14 protein-coding genes are annotated in these 16,370 nt (G+C 57.0%); 7 read left to right on the top strand and 7 right to left on the bottom strand.

Annotated features, from left to right (window positions below):
• Positions 1-172: 172 nt before the first annotated feature.
• The 5 genes from IE091_RS14460 to IE091_RS14440 all read right to left on the bottom strand — a co-directional run bounded on the left by IE091_RS14460 (position 173) and on the right by IE091_RS14440 (position 4,807).
• Complete coding sequence (locus tag IE091_RS14460; RefSeq protein ID WP_144980866.1) at positions 173-544, bottom strand: hypothetical protein; 372 nt, start codon at positions 542-544, stop codon at positions 173-175.
• A gap of 119 nt (positions 545-663) precedes the next feature.
• On the bottom strand, positions 664-1,866 hold the full coding sequence (locus tag IE091_RS14455) for a M24 family metallopeptidase (protein ID WP_096921984.1): 1,203 nt from the start codon (positions 1,864-1,866) through the stop codon (positions 664-666).
• A gap of 70 nt (positions 1,867-1,936) precedes the next feature.
• Positions 1,937-2,677: a sulfite exporter TauE/SafE family protein gene (locus tag IE091_RS14450; RefSeq protein WP_039175092.1), complete on the bottom strand. Its 741-nt coding sequence runs from the start codon at positions 2,675-2,677 to the stop codon at positions 1,937-1,939.
• Between the two features lie 11 nt (positions 2,678-2,688).
• Entirely contained in the window at positions 2,689-3,345 is a 657-nt protein-coding gene (locus IE091_RS14445) for a transglycosylase SLT domain-containing protein (protein ID WP_052196287.1), read from the bottom strand.
• A gap of 34 nt (positions 3,346-3,379) precedes the next feature.
• Positions 3,380-4,807 carry an aminotransferase-like domain-containing protein gene (locus IE091_RS14440; RefSeq protein ID WP_039175093.1) on the bottom strand — a complete coding sequence of 476 codons (1,428 nt, stop codon included), beginning with the start codon at positions 4,805-4,807 and terminating at the stop codon, positions 3,380-3,382.
• Between the two features lie 233 nt (positions 4,808-5,040).
• On the opposite strand from IE091_RS14440, the gene IE091_RS14435 reads away from it, so the two are divergent.
• From IE091_RS14435 to IE091_RS14410, 6 genes are all read left to right on the top strand, one after another.
• Positions 5,041-6,456, top strand: a complete 1,416-nt coding sequence (locus tag IE091_RS14435; protein ID WP_039175094.1) for an APC family permease — start codon at positions 5,041-5,043, stop codon at positions 6,454-6,456.
• 33 nt (positions 6,457-6,489) lie between these two features.
• The gene (locus IE091_RS14430) at positions 6,490-7,941 is read left to right on the top strand and encodes an NAD-dependent succinate-semialdehyde dehydrogenase (protein WP_189463963.1); all 1,452 of its coding nucleotides are present in this window, start codon (positions 6,490-6,492) and stop codon (positions 7,939-7,941) included.
• Between the two features lie 11 nt (positions 7,942-7,952).
• A complete protein-coding gene (gene gabT, locus IE091_RS14425; protein WP_189463962.1) occupies positions 7,953-9,224 on the top strand; it encodes a 4-aminobutyrate--2-oxoglutarate transaminase in 1,272 nt (423 codons plus the stop codon).
• A gap of 432 nt (positions 9,225-9,656) precedes the next feature.
• Positions 9,657-10,898, top strand: coding sequence for an AAA family ATPase (locus IE091_RS14420; RefSeq protein WP_189463961.1), 1,242 nt, complete (start codon positions 9,657-9,659; stop codon positions 10,896-10,898).
• Entirely contained in the window at positions 10,899-11,558 is a 660-nt protein-coding gene (locus IE091_RS14415; protein WP_189463960.1) for an HNH endonuclease family protein, read from the top strand.
• A gap of 88 nt (positions 11,559-11,646) precedes the next feature.
• Positions 11,647-13,011, top strand: a complete 1,365-nt coding sequence (locus IE091_RS14410; RefSeq protein WP_189463959.1) for an ATP-binding protein — start codon at positions 11,647-11,649, stop codon at positions 13,009-13,011.
• A gap of 298 nt (positions 13,012-13,309) precedes the next feature.
• Here IE091_RS14410 and IE091_RS14405 read toward each other — a convergent pair whose 3' ends face one another.
• The gene (locus IE091_RS14405; RefSeq protein WP_189463958.1) at positions 13,310-14,887 is read right to left on the bottom strand and encodes a cryptochrome/deoxyribodipyrimidine photo-lyase family protein; all 1,578 of its coding nucleotides are present in this window, start codon (positions 14,885-14,887) and stop codon (positions 13,310-13,312) included.
• Positions 14,888-14,998: 111 nt separating this feature from the next.
• On the opposite strand from IE091_RS14405, the gene hmuQ reads away from it, so the two are divergent.
• Positions 14,999-15,301, top strand: a complete 303-nt coding sequence (hmuQ, locus tag IE091_RS14400; protein ID WP_016915196.1) for a heme-degrading protein HmuQ — start codon at positions 14,999-15,001, stop codon at positions 15,299-15,301.
• 36 nt (positions 15,302-15,337) lie between these two features.
• Here the strand turns inward: hmuQ and menA are convergent, their stop codons facing one another.
• Positions 15,338-16,264 carry a 1,4-dihydroxy-2-naphthoate octaprenyltransferase gene (gene menA, locus IE091_RS14395; RefSeq protein WP_189463957.1) on the bottom strand — a complete coding sequence of 309 codons (927 nt, stop codon included), beginning with the start codon at positions 16,262-16,264 and terminating at the stop codon, positions 15,338-15,340.
• Positions 16,265-16,370: the final 106 nt, after the last annotated feature.

The following is a 16,370-nucleotide window of genomic DNA, read 5'->3' as shown; positions in this document are numbered from 1 at the left end:
CGCGGTGAGAGTGACAGTGGCAAAAGAATAGACCAGTTTACTACTTGGTGCCAATGATTGAGCCAGTGCCAACGATTAACCTATGGACGTATTAGTGGGGACGCTTCAGCAAAACAAAACCCCTCCGGAGGAAATTAAGCGGGGAAGGGCAAGGGAAGAGCAGGTGTTTGATTCACTGGCGCTGCCAAGGCCAGCGGCGCTTGGCGGGCGTGTCGATCTGCCCGATGGCGCTGGTGAGCGGCAGCATGATAGCGCTGAGCTGGCGGTGGCAGACGGCGCTGCTGAGCACGCCGGGGCACTGCTTGAGCAGCAGGTCGCACTGCTGCGAGGCGATGAACAGCTGCTCGACCACCGCCGGGGCGAACAGCGGCTTGGCTTGCTGGCAGCAGCGGGTCAGCTCGCGGGAGAGCAGGGAGAGCATGCTGCTATCCAGCCAGCAGGGCAGCGGGTCTTCCAGCCGTCCTGCAATCGAGTGCTGAACGGCTTCAAACGACGTGCGTAAAAACAGCAGGGTTTGACGAAGCTGACGCTGTTCACTGGTCATGGGACGTTCCTTCACCTCAACGGCTCTTTCTCTGCCAGGGGGATGGCTAAAAAGATAGTGTTTCTCATTTGCATCTTTTGGTGAAGATAGCCTCCTTCAATCGCAGTGTCAATCACAGGCTATGAGCGGGCAGGGGTGTCGCTTGCCTGATAGAGCTGCCAATCATTGTGGGTCAAGGGGATTGCCCCGTGCTCCGTCACCACGACCGTATCGCTCAAGCCAACGCCCCATTGGCCTGGCACCCGCAAGCAGAGCGGTAAATGAAACACCATGTTGGGTTCGAAGGTACGCTGCTGGCCTTTGGCAATATAGCCCGTGCCTTCGACCCAACTGGGCGGAAATTGCGCCCCCACGGCGTAGCCAAACACCTCGGAGAAAAACAGCTGGTCGCGTTGAGAGGCCAGCAGCTCATCGGCCGCCTGAGCCGCTGCATCGAAGGTGTGGCCGGGGCGCATGGCATCGCAGAGTGTCTCGAAGATGGCTCGGCAGAGGTCCTGAGTGGCGATAAGTGCAGCGTTTGGAGAGCCGGTGACGGCGGTGCGCATCATCGGTGCGGTGTAGCGCTGGTAAGCTGCGCCAAACTCTAAAAAGACCGGCTCATTGGCCTGGATTACGTGGCGCTTGTGGTTGACGTGAATCACCCCGATACGCTGCCCGCTAGTGACGATAGGCTGCAGGCTCATGAACTCGCTGCCGTGTGCGATAAGCGCTTGCGCGCCGATGGCGGCAATGTCGTTATCGGTCATGCCGGGGCGAATGGCGGCTATCGCCGTATCCAGCCCGGCGGCAGTGATGCGGGCGCTTTCGGCCAGCATCTCAAGCTCGGCACTGCTTTTGACGATCCGAATGGCATCGAGCAGGTCGCCCGCCTCCTGGAAGCGCTCCTGGCCGATGGCCTGGGACAGGGCGTTCATCACGCCGACTCGCAGCCCGCTGCTCCAGCCATCGATGCCCACGCGTGGGCAAGGGCGCAACAGGTCGACCAGCGGGGCGATGACTTCATCCAGGTTTTCCCATCGGTAGCCGATGATCTCATCGACACGCGCGGTCACCACCGCAGCGCCGGTTTCAATGGAGGCCACCTGCAGGACAAGTGTTTCGTGGGTACAGACCAGGCAGGCATGCACCGACACTTCAAAGGTGTGGTAACCGGTCAAATAATTGATATCGGCGGGGTCGGTGAGCAGCAGCGCGTCCAGCTCGCGCTGCGCCATGGCGTGGCGCACGTTTTCAAGGCGCACTTGATACTCAGCGGGGGGAAACGGCAGCTCGCGTTGAGCAAGCGATGAGGCAAGGGCTTCGCGGTAGTGGTGGTAATCCATGGCGACCTCCAGCGTTGGGTAAGGTCAGTATAGGTCGCCATCTCACGGGTGTTCTGCGGGTTCTCAACGCTTAGCGTGTCAGCAGGTAAACCCCCTGCAGGAAGTAGAACACCCCGATGCCGGTGACGATCCAGCGGGTCCAGGTGCGGAAGTTGGCATCGGTCAGGCGGTGCAGGATCCGCGTGCCGGTTTGGGTGCCCAGCATGGCAAAGGGCGCGGCCAGCAACACCATGGCCCACTCGCCAGCGCTGAGTGCCAGCGCTGCCCCCAGGTAAAAGATGATCTTGATGGAGTGGGCGACGACCTGAATCATTGCCTTGGTGGCCACCACCTGGCGGCGGTCCATGTGGGAGCGCACGAAGAAAATGTCGATCAGCGGCCCAGACACCCCGGCGGCGATGGTCAGGCCGCCGGAGGCCAGGCCGCAGCACACGGCATGGCTGGGACGTTTGGCGTCCAGTTGAAACCAATGTTTGGGCATCCAGACCAGCAGCGGCATCAGGCCGATCAGCAGCGACACCGTCGCTGCGTTGGGCGCGTAGTTGAAGAGCAGCAGTAACCCGGCGGCGCTCGTAACCCCCAGCGTCATGAGCGCCACGATCCGCCAGACGATGAAGTGTCGCGATAGCCACGCCCGCGACGCATTGGCGGTCAGCTGAATGACCCCATGTACGGCCATGGCGGTGCCCGCCGGGAAGATCACCAGCAGAAACCACAGCAACACCAGCCCGCCCGCCATGCCAAACACGCCAGACAGCAGGGAAGTAAAAAACACCACGCCAACGAATAAGCTACCTACCAACAGGGTCATGATGCGTGCCCTCAGCTACGGCAAAAGGGCCAGACCTGATAGAAGCGTCGACACTGAAACTCGGCTTCACAGCTGTTCAGCTGGGCTTGATAACGTCCGGCTCGCTGGGCGACTTGGCGGCCCGCGCTGAGCACGTGGGGTTTATTGCGGTAGGTGCCGCGCTGATAGCCGCCCGCACCTTCATGGTAGGCGTAATAAAGGTGTTCGGGGTTGCTCAGGGAAATGCCGGTTTGCGCGCGGGTGCGGGCGTTGTACCAGCCGATGAAGTCGGTGGCGTGCTTCATGTGAGTGCGCCGCGCAAACATACTGCCCGCCTGGTCGCGGTATTCGCCCCACACCGGGTCCTGTGCCTGGGCATAGCCCCTGGCCGATGAAGGGCGCGGGCCGGGAATGAAGCCCAGGTAGCGCTTGCGGTCGGGGCGCACATGGCTACGGAACGAGGACTCCTGCTGAATGAACGACATCTGGGTGGCAATCGGCGTGCCCCACTGCTCCTGAGACTCCCGCGCATAGTCGTACCAACTGGGCTGCTCGCGGAAGATCTCGCAGATGTTGCTCTGGTCCTGTGGCGGGCTGGGCGCCAATGAGGCACACCCCGACAGCAGCAACAGCGCCGCGATGCTCAACCATAGGCGCCAGGCCAGAGAGTTATCAACAGGGCGATGCATAGGACGTTCCTTGTGAATAAGTGGTTATACGGGGTCAGTGCCCCTGGCGCAGCAGTGGTTCCAGGCAGCGGCGCAGGCGCTGCGCTTCGCGTGCCAGGGTTTCCCCCGACAGCATACCCACCCCCATCACCAGGCCCACGCGAGGATCAGAGGCGGCACACACCGGGCTCAAAGGCCGCACGATCAAGTGCTCTTTCAGCAGCGCCTGGGCGATGGCCACGTCGTTGACGCCCGGCGCAAACTCCACGCACAGGCTGATGGCGCTGCTGGGCGGCGAGACCGAGCGCACCTGGGGCAGTGAGCACAGCTGGTCGTGCAGCACCTGCTGGCGGCCTAGATAATCCCGTTGAATACGCCGACACCAGGCATCCAGGTCGCCGTCGAAGATGAACTGGGCCAGCACCGCCTGGTCCAGCATGCGGCCCTCACGAAACAGCTCGCTGCGCAGGCGGTTCATTGGCCCCGCCAAGTGGCGCGGCACCACCAGATAGCCCAGCCGCAGGCCGGGAAACATCATCTTGGAGAACGAGCCTACCAGCAAATGGCGCTCAGAGGTGGTATCAAAAAGTAGATTGGCATGATCGTCCCGGTTGAACTCGTAGTCATCCTCGACCACGTAACGGGGCGCAAGCGCCTCGCACAAGCGCTGCTTGTGGGCGGCACGGGTCGGCACGCTGAGCGGGTAGTGGTGCGAGCCGGTGAGGTAAGCCAGCGTGACCGGGCCGGAAGCGGTGGGCAATGTATGGCCCGTGTCCGGCTGCCAGGGCAGCATGTCGATGTTCAAACCTGCCGCCGTGAAGACGTTGCGCGCGCCCCAGTAACAGGGCGACTCCATGGCCACCGTATCGCCCACATCCGCCAGGGCCACGGCGCACAGCTCGATACCGTTGTGGGTGCCGTCGGTAATGATGATCTGCTCGGTATCGCAGTGAATATTGCGCCAGCGGGCCAGAAATTCGCGGATGGCCCGCTTCAGCGGCCCGTAGCCGCCGGTGGAGTAGGAGAGCAGCAGGGCGTTCTGCGGCACCGTGACGCTGGCATAGAGCTGGCGCCACTTGCGCATCGGAAACTGGGCAATATCCGGGATGCCCGGCACGAAGGCGCCGCTTTGAATCATGCTGGCACCAGGCCCCTGCAAGACGCGCTGAGCGCGACGCGAAAGCCGAGGCGGCAGCGGTGGCTCGTGCGCTGGCGCGCTGGGCTTGCAGGTCCAGGTGCCCTGGCCGTGGCCGGTGGTCAGCAGGCGCTCCTCCTGCAGGGTGGCCATGGCCAGGGCCAGCGTTTGGCGGGCCACGCCGAAGGCCTCTGCCAGGGCGCGGTGCGAAGGCAGCCGCAGCCCGCCAGGCCACTGCTGAATGATGGCCTGGCGCAGCGCCTGCTCTATTCGTACCTGCTTGCTGAGTCGTTCAGGCTGCAGTGCATAAAGTTGTACGCATTGGTGCAACACCCGCTCGCGATCCATGAAATTGCCTCTTTTTTTCTGCCAGGCCGCTCACGATCAGCCTCTTAGACGAAAGCATCATGCGGAATATGCACCTCCATGGTGCATTCAAAAAGTGGTCTAGTCGAACGCCAAAGTGGTCCATTACGCGGTTTGGCAGCCACCTGCTAGCGTGACGTTATTCCCTTGTCGGAATCAGGACACTGCGCCCAGAGCGCCAACCATAATCTCCAAAAACGTGCAGGAAAACGATAATGACGACTCCCTCTTCTGAACAGGACAAGCTTGTCCGGGTGCTGGCCCGGGGCGACGTGTTGGCCCTGGCCTTTGGCGCCATGATCGGCTGGGGCTGGATTGTACTGACCGGCACCGCCATTCAATCCGCCGGTAGCCTGGGCGCTATTTTAGCCTTTATCGTCGGCGGTCTGGCGATCGTGATGGTCGGCCTCACCTACGCCGAGCTGGCCTCGGCCATGCCCAGGGTGGGCGGCGAGCACGTCTACAGCTACCGCGCCCTGGGCCACTTGCCCTCGTTCCTGTGCACCTGGGCCATCATCCTGGGCTACTTGAGCGTGGTGGCGTTCGAAGCCGTGGCGCTGCCTACGGTCATCGAGCACCTGGCCCCCAACTACGCCGTGGGCCACCTGTGGACCATCGCCGGCTGGGAAGTGAAAGCCACCTGGGTCGCCGTGGGCGTGGGCGGTTCGCTGGCCATGATGATCATCAACTACTTCGGCGTGACCACCGCGGCGCTGATTCAGAAAGTCGTCACGGGCATGATTCTGCTGGTGGGCGTCATGTTTGTCACGGGGGCGCTGTTCGAAGGCGAAACCATCAACATGATGCCGCTGTTCACCCAGGCCGATACCGGCGTGGTGGCGGGCATCGTCGCGGTGCTGGTCATGGTGCCGTTCCTGTTCGTGGGGTTCGACGTGATTCCCCAGGCCGCCGAAGAGATCAACCTGCCGTACAAGGCCATCGGCAAGGTGCTGATGATGTCGGTGATCCTGGCGGTGGTGTGGTACGCGCTGATCATCCTGGCCACCAGCCTGGCCCTGAACAGCACCGAACTGGCCGCGAGTTCCCTGAGCGTGCCGGATGCCATGGGCAGCCTGTTCAACGCCCCCTGGGCCAGCAACCTGATGGTATTGGCCGGTATTGCGGGCATCATCACCAGCTGGAACGCCTTCTACATCGGCGGTTCTCGGGCCATTTACGCCTTGGCCAAAGCGGGCATGCTGCCTGCGCCGTTTGCCAAGCTGCACCCGCGCTATAAAACGCCCACCAATGCCATCTTCCTGATGGGCTTTCTCTCCTGTATCGCGCCGTTCTTCGGCCGCCCGGCGCTGGTGTGGATCGTCAATGCCGGTGGCCTGGGCATCGTGATCGCCTACCTGTTCGTGGCCATCTCCTTCGTGGTGCTGCGGGTTCGCGAGCCGGAAATGGAGCGCCCGTTCCGCATTCGTCACGGCAAGCTGTGCGGCACCCTGGCCGTGGTGCTCTCCTTCGGCATGGCCTGCCTCTACCTGCCCGGTAGCCCGGCGGCCCTGAGCGGTGCGGAGTGGTCGATCTTCGCGGGCTGGTCTTTGCTCGGTGTGGGGCTGTACATCCATGCCCTGCGTACCTACGGCCGCGCCTACAGCGACCGCCACATGCTGGCGGATCTATAACCCCTTCCAACACCCTAATAGTAGGAGCACGCCATGAGTTTTATCGAACAGTGGTTGCACGATGCCGTACCGGCCCTGGTGGGCGGTGAATGGCGCAAGGGCCAGCAGACCTTTGCGGTGGACAACCCCGCCACCGGCGAGACCATCGCCCATGTAGCGGACTTGAGCGCCGACGACACCCGCGACGCCGTGGCCGCCGCTTATGAAGCCGGTGCCGCCTGGCGCGCCATCCCGGTCAAACAGCGCTCGGCCCTGCTGCGCCGCTGGTTTGAGCTGGTCAATGAGCACGCCGACGACCTGGCACGCCTGATGACCCTGGAGCAGGGCAAACCGCTGGCGGAAGCCAAAGGCGAAGTGACCTACGGCGCCTCGTTCATCGAGTTCTTCGCCGAAGAAGCCAAGCGCATGGCCGGGGAAACCCTGCCCAGCCACGGTGCCGACAAGCGCCTGCTGGTACTGCGCGAGCCGGTAGGCGTGGTGGCCGCGATTACCCCGTGGAACTTCCCGCTGGCGATGATTACCCGCAAGTGCGCCCCGGCCCTGGCCGCCGGTTGCACCGTGGTCATCAAACCCGCTGAAGCCACCCCGCTCACCGCCCTGGCCGCCGCCTACCTGGCGCTGGAAGCGGGCCTGCCCGCCGGTACCATCAACGTGGTAACGGCCTCCAAACCTGCCGCCGTGGGCGAAGTGCTCACCACCGATGCGCGGGTGCGCAAAGTGTCGTTTACCGGCTCTACCCCGGTGGGTAAGCACTTACTTGCCCAGTGCGCCAGCACGGTGAAGAAGACCGCCATGGAGCTGGGCGGCAACGCCCCGTTCATCGTCTTCGATGACGCCGACGTGGACGCCGCCGTGAACGGAGCCATCGCTTCCAAATTCCGCAACGCCGGGCAAACCTGCGTATGCACCAACCGCTTCCTGGTGCAGGACGGCATTTACGATGCCTTCGTCGCCAAGCTCACCGAACGCGTGAACGCGCTGAAGGTAGGCGACGGCCTGGCCGACGGCAGCATCATCGGCCCGCTGATCAACCAGGCGGCGGTGGATAAAGTGCAGCGCCACGTCGATGACGCGGTAAATAAAGGCGCACGGCTGCTGTGCGGCGGCCAGCCCCACGCGGCGGGCGAGCGCTTCTTCACCCCCACGGTGCTGGCGGATGTGACCACCCAAATGGCCGTGGCCGACGAAGAGACTTTCGGCCCGGTGGCCCCGGTGTTCCGCTTCAAGCAGGACGAAGAAGCCATCGCCATGGCCAACGACACCCCGTTTGGCCTGGCCGCCTACTTCTACGCCACGGATTACCGCCGCATCTGGCGCACCATGGAAGCGCTTGAGTACGGCATGGTCGGCGTCAACGAAGGGTTGATCTCCACCGAGCTGGCGCCGTTTGGCGGCGTGAAGGAGTCCGGGTTGGGCCGCGAAGGCTCCCACCACGGCCTCGATGAATTTACTGAACTTAAATACGTCTGCGTTGGCGGCCTGTAAAGAGAACGATGATGACTAATCAAGAACTGAACGACCTGAAAAACCGCTTCGTGGCCAACGGTGCCGCCACGCCCACCACCCAGTTTGCCGAGCGTGCCGAAAACGCCGAGCTGTGGGACGCCGACGGCAACCGCTGGATCGACTTCGCGGGTGGCATCGGCGTGCTCAACCTGGGCCACCGCCACCCGAAAATCGTGGCCGCCGTGGAAGCGCAGCTCAAGAAAGTCATGCACACCAGCGCGGCGGTGATCTCCTACGCGCCCTACGTGCAGCTGTGCCAAAAGCTCTGCGAACTGACGCCGGTACGCGGCCCCGAGCGCAAAGCCATGCTGGTGAACACCGGCGCCGAAGCGCTGGAAAACGCCGTGAAGATCGCCCGCGCCGCCACTGGCCGCACCGGCATCATCACCTTCGATGGTGCCTTCCACGGCCGCACCATGATGACCCTGGCGATGACCGGCAAGGTGCTGCCCTACAAGAACGACTTCGGCCCCATGCCGGGCGACGTATTCCGCGCCCCGTTCCCCAACCCGCTGCACGGCATCAGCGAAGAAGCCTCGCTGAACGCCATTCGCACGCTGTTCAAGACCGATATCGCCCCGCACCGCACGGCGGCCATCGTGATCGAGCCGGTCCAGGGCGAAGGCGGCTTCTACATCGCCTCACCGGACTACCTGAAAGCCCTGCGCGCGCTGTGCGACGAGCACGGCATTCTGCTGATCGCCGACGAAGTGCAGTCCGGCTTCGCCCGTACCGGCAAGCTGTTTGCGCTGGAACACAGCGGCATCGAAGCGGACATTCTCACCACCGCCAAGAGCCTCGCCAACGGCATGCCGCTCTCTGCCGTGGTCGGCACCGCCAAGGTGATGGACGCCTCCGGCCCCAACTCCCTGGGCGGCACCTACAGCGGCAACCCGCTCTCCTGCGCGGCAGCCCTGGCGGTGATCGAGGCCATCGAAGAAGAGAACATCCTGGCCCGCAGCGAACAGATGGGCAACATGCTGGCCGAACGCTTCGCGGTATGGGAAGCGCGCTTCCCCGCCGTCGCCCACGGCCGCCAACTCGGCGCCATGGCCGCGTTCGAACTGCTCAACGGTGAAGGCAAGCCCGACCCACAACTCACCGCCGCGCTCTGCGCCAAAGCCCGCGAAAAAGGCCTGATCCTGCTGTCGTGTGGTTTCTACGGCAACAGCATCCGTATTCTGGTACCGCTGACGGTATCGTCTGCGGTGTTGGAAGAAGGGTTGAGTATTATCGAGGAGTCGTTGGAAGCGCTGAGCTAATACCTTTCGAAGCATTATCTGACCCGCCGTCGTTAAACAGCGAAAGCTGCTGGCGAGAGCGGGTTTTTTTATGGGCCCTGATCATTGAGCCGCTAAAGGGAGGTTATTAAGAACTTTCTTATTTATAGTGGCGCCTGTTGACCTGACAACATCGGCGTTGAAAGCCCTGAGCTGAGAAAAGCAGTCGTCTTAAAAATTCTGTGCTAATCTTGATTTGGTTAGATAGCTTCCCAAGGTGGAGGTGCTGGGAAATGCAACAAAAGCGTGAATTATTGATATCAAGCCTGATGAAAAATAATCAAAGACTTGGAAGCGATTGGCAGGCTTTATGGTTGGACATTATATTGGCGCGTTTATCCAATCAGGGGGAACGATTTCTAACACCTGCTGTAGACATGCTCAGTATCCTAGCAACTAATTACGAGGTAAATTTTGGAAAAATTCATCGATAAAATATCGACTACGATACCCTTCACAGAAGAGCGAGTTGATATTGAGCTAAATGGAAAGAACCTAATCATTACTGGTGCAAACGGCTCCGGTAAGACCTCGTTAGTTGATGGTATCTATAAAAAGCTAGTCGACATTGTCCGCTCTAAAAAGCTAGATCAGCTGCCACAATGGAGGCAGAATAAGGAACACTGGGCAGCGGAGCTAGAAAAATCAGAAAAAGGGTCAGCACAATATCAACAAGCTGAAAGGCAGCTAGAGATTACTGTAAAAAATATAGAAAGTGTGATAGGGGATCCTAATATAACAATCAATAATCACTTGGAATTCTCACGGAAAGTCGATAGCGAATTAGGAATTATAGAGCTATTTACCGCAGTAAGACAGTCTCAGATTCAGGACGCAAGAAGCGCATCAGGAACGAATTATAACAAAGGCGATCTTGCTAACCAGCGACCTAGTATTCAACTTGGCGATCAGTTGGAACAGCATCTAGTCAACCTGTACACAAGGCGTTCATTTTCAATCACTGAAAAGAGAAATCCAGAGCTGGAAGTGGAAATAACCAACTGGCTAAAAGAGTTTGATAAAAATCTTAAATTTCTAATGGAAGATGATTCGGTTCATCTGTCTTTTGATGCCGACAACTTTAAGTTTTTTATACAGCAAAAGGGGAAATTTCCTTATACATTTCAAAATCTTTCTTCTGGTTACTCTTCTATTTTTAGTGTTTTTTCTAAGCTGTTAATGAGGTCAGAGTACTTAAAAATTAGTCCGTCTAAACTATGTGGTGTTGCAATTATTGATGAGATTGACGCCCATTTGCATGTGACGTTACAAAGGAAAATATTGCCGTTTTTATCTGAGTCATTTCCTGGGATTCAGTATATTGTCACTACTCACTCGCCTTTTGTATTAACATCAGTAAGCAACTCTGAGATTTATGATATCAGCAGAAGAGAGCAAGTTGGGGAATTGTCATCTTATTCTTATGAATCTGTATTAGAGGGCTTGTTTGACGTAAGTCCATCCTCAGATATTTTGAAAAATAAAATCCGGAAGATTGCTAGAGAAATAGAAAGGGATGATGTCAATATAGAGATGTTGAAAGAGCTTGTAAGTGATATTGGATCCGACTCAAGCTATCTCGATGAAGAGTCAAAGTTTTATTTAAATAGCGCTAAGCTGGAAATAAAAAAATATCATAAAGGAGCTGGCAATTAGATGTTTAACGTTACAAGATCACCAGAGATTCCAGCTTCTTTGGCGACTCAAAGGAGTTACGCAGAAGAAGATGTACTTCTAAAGCTGAAAGAAATATTTCACGATAAGTGTTATTTGTGTGAAATAAAAGATCCAACATCTATAAATGTTGAGCATTTCTATGCCCATCAAGGGGATAATAATAAAAAGTTTGATTGGAATAATCTATACTATGTTTGTGGTCGATGCAACAATATAAAGCTGGCTAAATATAATAATTTAATTGACTGCGCAGATCCTGGTTATGATGCTTTTAGACTTGTCAAACACCTTCCGCCGCATACGCCTTATCAGAGCAAGCTTATTATTGAGGCAATGAATGATGATGATAAGACAACGGAAACTGCTGCGCTACTTGACGAGATATACAATACTGATAAAACTATAAATAAGAAAATTACGGGAAGGTACTTGCGCAGAAAAATTTTTAGTAGATACAATCGATTTTTAGAGCTTGTTAATGTTCACATCGATGATGAGCTTTCCCAAGAAGTAAAAGACGATGCCCTTATGAGGTTGAGAAATTTGGTATCAAAAAAACAGGAGTTCTCAGCATTTATCAGATGGATAGTGATAGAGGATGATTATCTTTTAGACATTTTAGGTGAGTATATTGATTAGTGGGCTGTTAAAAGGAATAACATATGCAATATTTTCATTCATTCTGGTTATCCGCGAGCTAATTTTCATTTAAAAGAGATGTCGTATAATGAGTATCGAAAACTATTCAAAAGAAAAATTTAAATCTCAATTGAATGAATATCTCTCTGCCTCGGGGCCAGTTAGAAGCATCGAGCATCTATGCGGCCGAGAGAAGGAAATGGCTCTTATAGAGGAAGCATTATGTGCGGAAGGCCGCCATGTTTTTATTTATGGAGATAGAGGTGTAGGCAAAACATCATTAGCATCCGCAGCGGCGGCTCAGTACCAGTCTTCAGATAATACGTATATTCAGATTGGGTGTGGTCCTGATACTGAATTTTATAAAACGATAGAGGATTTAGCCGAAAGGATAATTAAAAAAGCTTCAGGAAAGAGAAATTACTCTGTATCACACTCTTTAAATGTTAAATTCTACAGTGTTAAATGGAATCAGCAAGATGTAGATGTAGCAATTCCAAGTGTAGATTCTATGTACACTGCCGTAGAGGCAATTGAAGAGGTGGCTAAATTCCACTCAAAAACTCCAATAATAGTCATCGATGAATTTGATCAAATAGATTCAGAAAAGGAGAGGCGGTTATTTGCAAGTTATCTTAAAGACTTGGGCGATAGAGGAGTGAATATAAAATTAATTTTTACTGGTGTAGCCCAGTCATTAACTAAGTTGTTAGGCGAGCATGAGTCTAGTTTTAGGCAATTGCATACTATTGGTTTGGATAGATTATACTGGGGTGCAAGGGAGAAAATAGTAAATGATGCTATTGCTTCTTTTGAAATAAACATAGATCCAGAAGTCGTCTATACTATTGCTAAAATAAGCAATGGATTCCCTTATTTTGTCCATCTGCTAACTGAAAAAATCTTGTGGGCCGCTTTTGAATCAGAAGAAGAGATAGAGTATGTGGATTTCAAACTTTTTAGAGTAGCATTGGAGAAAGCTATTTCTAGCATTAGCGCTCATCTTCAAATGCCTTATGATGCAGCAACACTTCACAGAACAAATGATTACCGAGAGATACTATGGGCGACAGCTGACTCTGAAAGCACTATTAGATATATAGATGGAATGTTTAATTCATATTTGCGAATTAATAATCAGTTGTATGGCTATAATCCAACTGAAGATCATCGCCCCCTTTCGCGTCAAAAATTTACTGCTCGGTTAGGGAACCTAAAAAAGAAGGAATATGGTGAGGTGTTAGAGAGTCCTTTAAGTAGGAAAGGGCTTTACTCTTATCGGGAAAATTTATTACGCGGTTATGTCGCTATGAGAGCTCTTGAGTCCGGCGTAGAACTCCAAGGTGATGTTCCGGATGAACCAAAACGTCCCACAGCTTGGGGTAAAGAGCAAAAGCAATACTCAGCTAATAAGGATTATACTCCAAAAATTAAATTTAGGGGTGAGCTGTGAAGACATAGATAATAAATGAAATCACTTTAAAAACTCGATTTTTCAGCACTTACTATACTTGAAAGCTTTACTATTAAGTAAAGTAAGCGCAGGTGGCATTAGGTTAAGTCATGAAAAATCCGATTAAGAATGGATTTCATTATATTGATAATGTTATTTTTAATAGTATGGCTCCTATCATGTATCGGTAATTGCATCGTTAAGCAGATGAAGGTCAGCACTATATTTTATCATCAGATGAATATGTTCAGTGTATTAGCTTTCATCCCATTTAGCGGTGCCGAGTTATGTTTGCGATTTACCCCTCTACCTCACCATCATCAAACAACGAAAGCTGCTGGTGATTGGCGTGCTTTGCTTTTTTAGCGCGCTGCTTAGAAGGCCGTCGCTGACTCGCCAGCTTATCCACAATCGCTTGGCTGGCATCCCTCGCTTCCGGCGTGTGGCGGAGTTCATACAACATCTTCTTCCAGTGGCTTGCTTCGGCTTCGAAGTCGTTGGGGATGGGGTAGTCAACGCCCGGCTGAAAGCCGAAGCGTTTTTGCAGGCTTTCCGGTAGCGCCCAGGGTTTGGCACGCCATTCCAAAGGCAGGGGCGCAAGCTCCGGCACCCAGCGGGCGACAAACTCGCCGGTGGGGTCGTTATCTTCTGCCTGCTTGATGGGGTTGTAGACCCGCAGGGCGTTGGTGCCGGTGGCGCCTGCCTGCATTTGCACCTGGGGGTAGTGAATGCCGGGTTCGAAGTCGGTGAATAGCCGCGCCAAGTGTAAGGCTGGCTCAACCCAGTGCAACCCCAGGCCGAAGGTGGCGTGGGATATCAGCATGGCGCGCATGCGAAAGTTGATCCAGCCGGTGGCGGTCAGGCTGCGCATGCAGGCATCCACCAGCGGCACGCCGGTTTGGCCCTGTTTCCAGGCGATCAGGTGCGGGTGTTCCGGGTCGCGCTCCCGCAGGCTGCGCAGCGCCGGGTGCAGGGTTTGCTGCTCGATGCTGGGTTCGCTTTCCAGCTTTTGAATGAAGTGGCAGTGCCAGTAGAGCCGCGAGGTAAAGGCGCGCAGCGAGCGGGCCCAGGCGGTGTCGTCGGCGTGTTTTTGGCGCTGGCGGCGCAGGGATTGCACCACTTCACGCATCGAGAGCGTGCCCCAGGCCAGGTGCGGGGAAAGCCGCGAACCAAACTCCCAGGCCAGTAACGGTTTGGAAAGCGAGCCGCGATAGCGCCGCCCGCGCTGGGTAATAAAGCTCAGCCACAGCGCGCGGCCTTCACTGCGCCCGCCGCGCTGGCGTTGGGGGCAGGGCGTGGTATCGAACCCCAAGGTCAGCGAGGGCAGTTGCGTTACGTCTACGTGATGAAAGGCTTCCCAACCGGGTGCGGCAACCGCTGCTTGTGGCGCGGGGCAGGTGGGGGCGGCCATCAGCGTTTCCCAGTGGCTTTCCCAGCGGGATTGGTGCCCGGTGCGGCTGCTCAACCCGCGAATCACGCCCTGCTGGCGGGCTTCCTGCCAGGGCACCTGGTGGGCCTGGCACCAGGCCTGAACGCGCTGGTCCCGCGCGAAGCTCCAGGCGTTGCCGGTCTCCTGGTGGGAGTGCAGCACCAGTTCGCCGTAGTGGGCTTTGAGGGCGGCCAGGCACTCCAGCATATCGCCTTGCCACAGGCAGAGCGGCAGGCCCAGGGTGTCGAGCGCCTGGGCCAGGTCAACTAGCGAATCGGCGGCAAACTGCCAGTGGCGCAGGGCGCTGTCGGGCGCTTGCCACTGGTCGGGCTCGATGGCAAACAGCGGCAGCACCGGGCCTACCGCTGCGGCGTTGGTCAGCGGTACGTGATCGTGAATGCGCAAATCGCGTTTGAACCAAACGACCTGAAGGGGTGCCTGAGCCATGAGCCGTAACGCCTGTTCGTCGCAATCTATTCGTGATGAACGGAAGACGTTACCATCAAGCCAGCGTTGGCGTAATCACTCTATCTACTCCCGCTCAACAGGAGAGTCTCGATGTACATTGCCATGAACCGTTTTCGGATTGCCCCAGGCCGCGAAGAGGATTTTCTGGAGGTGTGGCGCAACCGCGATTCCCACCTGGAGGAAGTGCCGGGCTTCAAGGAGTTTCACATGCTGCAGGGCGAAAGCCAGGAAGAGCACACCGTGTTCATCTCCCACAGCGTGTGGGAATCCGAAGAGGCCTTTCGCGCCTGGACCAAGTCAGAGGCTTTCCGCAAGGCCCACGCCAATGCCAAATCTCCGGAAGGCATCTACCTGGGGCCGCCCAAGTTCGAAGGCTATGAGGTAGTGCTGTAAGGCCCCAGGCCCTTGGCCCCAAGCCCCAAGCCGCCGTCAGGCCAGCGCCAGCCCCACCGCGAGCAGCAGGCTGTAAACCAGCGTGGAAAGCGCGGTTTTCTTGAGCATGCCCGTTAGCTGCTCGCCATTTTCGGTGCGGCTGAGCGTGCGCCCGGCGTCGTAGAGCGGCTTGGCCACCACCAGGCAGCTCCAGCCCACCCAGGGCACGGGCAGCCACACCAGATACCCCAGCGTAAGCAGCAGGGCGGCGCCCAGAAGCGCCCAGTGGTAGAGAACGGCCCGCCGTTTGCCCAGCCTCACGGCCAGCGTCATCTTGCCGTGGCGGGCATCGCTGTGGATGTCGCGCACGTTATTGACGTTGAGCACGGCGGTGGCCAGCAAGCCGCACACGGCGGCGGGCAGTATGGCCAGCCCGCTCAGGCTCTGGGTATGCAAGTAGAGGGTTCCCAGCACGCCCAGCAGCCCAAAAAACACGAACACCGCCACATCCCCCAGCCCACGATAGCCATACGGCTTGCCGCCCAGCCCCACGGTGTAAGTGATGGCCGCCAGCAAGGACGCAGCTCCCAGCAGCACGAACACCAGCCAACTACGCAGGTCGCTGCCAAAGGCGACGAACAGCAGCGACAACCCCGCTATGGCCGCCGCCAGCCCGGTGAGCAGCATGCCCCGGCGCATGGCGTCTGGGGTCAATAGCCCGCTGGCCACCGCCCGCGCGGGGCCGGTGCGGCTAGCATCGTCCACCCCCGATTGGGCATCGCCATAATCGTTGGCCAGGTTGGAAAGCACCTGCAGCAGAATGGCCGTGAGCAGCGACAGCAGCAGCACCCCACCCTGAAAGCCACCCGCCTGCGCCGCCATGCCCGAACCCAGCAGGATCGAGGCGCAGGCCAGCGGCAGGGTGCGCAGCCGTGCGGCGAGCAACCAGGCATGGAGTGGGCGGTGTGGGGTGGTGTGTTCCATGGTGAGCATTCCTGTTGCAGTCGCTGAACTGGTCAGCGTGGCCGGTCGGTGTAGCCATCGGGCAGAGTAAACATTCAACTCTGTATCATTAATGGCAAAAACCACG

Origin of the sequence: Vreelandella hamiltonii (assembly GCF_014651775.1) — a bacterium.
Lineage (GTDB): Bacteria > Pseudomonadota > Gammaproteobacteria > Pseudomonadales > Halomonadaceae > Vreelandella > Vreelandella hamiltonii.
The sequence above is the reverse complement of the archived record's forward strand: the minus strand, read 5'-3'. Positions and strand labels throughout refer to the sequence as shown.

What these genes read in the sequence shown, in the direction of transcription:
- IE091_RS14455 (WP_096921984.1), bottom strand. Translation starts at nt 1,866, where the DNA reads ATGGATTACCACCACTACCGCGAAGCCCTTGCCTCATCGCTTGCTCAA.
- IE091_RS14430 (WP_189463963.1), top strand. Translation starts at nt 6,490, where the DNA reads ATGAGTTTTATCGAACAGTGGTTGCACGATGCCGTACCGGCCCTGGTG.
- gabT (WP_189463962.1), top strand. Translation starts at nt 7,953, where the DNA reads ATGACTAATCAAGAACTGAACGACCTGAAAAACCGCTTCGTGGCCAAC.
- menA (WP_189463957.1), bottom strand. Translation starts at nt 16,264, where the DNA reads ATGGAACACACCACCCCACACCGCCCACTCCATGCCTGGTTGCTCGCC.
- IE091_RS14450 (WP_039175092.1), bottom strand. Translation starts at nt 2,677, where the DNA reads ATGACCCTGTTGGTAGGTAGCTTATTCGTTGGCGTGGTGTTTTTTACT.
- IE091_RS14405 (WP_189463958.1), bottom strand. Translation starts at nt 14,887, where the DNA reads ATGGCTCAGGCACCCCTTCAGGTCGTTTGGTTCAAACGCGATTTGCGC.
- IE091_RS14415 (WP_189463960.1), top strand. Translation starts at nt 10,899, where the DNA reads ATGTTTAACGTTACAAGATCACCAGAGATTCCAGCTTCTTTGGCGACT.
- IE091_RS14410 (WP_189463959.1), top strand. Translation starts at nt 11,647, where the DNA reads ATGAGTATCGAAAACTATTCAAAAGAAAAATTTAAATCTCAATTGAAT.
- hmuQ (WP_016915196.1), top strand. Translation starts at nt 14,999, where the DNA reads ATGTACATTGCCATGAACCGTTTTCGGATTGCCCCAGGCCGCGAAGAG.
- IE091_RS14445 (WP_052196287.1), bottom strand. Translation starts at nt 3,345, where the DNA reads ATGCATCGCCCTGTTGATAACTCTCTGGCCTGGCGCCTATGGTTGAGC.
- IE091_RS14460 (WP_144980866.1), bottom strand. Translation starts at nt 544, where the DNA reads ATGACCAGTGAACAGCGTCAGCTTCGTCAAACCCTGCTGTTTTTACGC.
- IE091_RS14440 (WP_039175093.1), bottom strand. Translation starts at nt 4,807, where the DNA reads ATGGATCGCGAGCGGGTGTTGCACCAATGCGTACAACTTTATGCACTG.
- IE091_RS14435 (WP_039175094.1), top strand. Translation starts at nt 5,041, where the DNA reads ATGACGACTCCCTCTTCTGAACAGGACAAGCTTGTCCGGGTGCTGGCC.